This window comes from Streptomyces sp. SID13666 (assembly GCF_010548325.1).
GTDB lineage: Bacteria > Actinomycetota > Actinomycetes > Streptomycetales > Streptomycetaceae > Actinacidiphila > Actinacidiphila fildesensis.
Genome location: NZ_JAAGLX010000144.1, coordinates 1 through 727, shown reverse-complemented (window position 1 = coordinate 727; position 727 = coordinate 1). Strand labels below are relative to the sequence as shown.

1 pseudogene is annotated in these 727 nt (G+C 71.0%); it reads left to right on the top strand.

The window, feature by feature from the left end:
- Positions 1 to 289: 289 nt before the first annotated feature.
- Positions 290 to 727 (top strand): annotated as a pseudogene (locus tag G3I60_RS43790) (MFS transporter); the annotation flags it as partial.

Genomic DNA, 727 nt, shown 5'->3' with positions numbered 1-727 from the left:
GAGAGGCGCGCGGCCGAGAACAACCGCCACTGCGCGCTACGCACGCTACCTTCTCCAGCGCCCGGGGCCCACACCGACGGGACGGTTCGTGGCGACCGACATCCAACCGTGGCAACTCCGGCCCTCCTCCCGTTCGCCTCTCACCCCACTCTTCCCGGCCTTCAATGGCCGGAAAACACCTCACCCGAAACGTCATGAGTCGCGCCCAACCCCCTCCTCCCCCACCCCACTCGGCCCCATACGCGCGGTAACCACGCTAGGTACGCCGTTCTCGGGGCACTATTGCGGGGTGGCAACCGACAGGTCGCCCCACGGCGGCACCGAGACCGGTGGGACCGAGGGGCACAACCCGAGCGGCACCGGCACCAAGAGCGGCCGGCGTGGCGTACGGGACCGGATGAACGGGTCCGTACGTGCGGTCGGCCATGCCCTGCACTTCCCGGTGACCGGTACGGCCCGGGGCATCCGCAAGGCCACCCACGCGCACGGGGCCGGGGAGTCCGGGCTCGGCAAGCTCATCGAACTGCACGCGGTGAACGGCGCCGGCGACGTCATGATCACCATCGCCCTCGCCTCCACCGTGTTCTTCTCCGTCCGCACCGACGAGGCACGCGGGCGCGTGGCCATCTATCTCGGCATCACCATGGCGCCCTTCACTCTCCTCGCCCCCGTGATCGGCCCCCTCCTCGACCGTCTCCCGCACGGCCGCCGCGCCGCGATGGCCGGC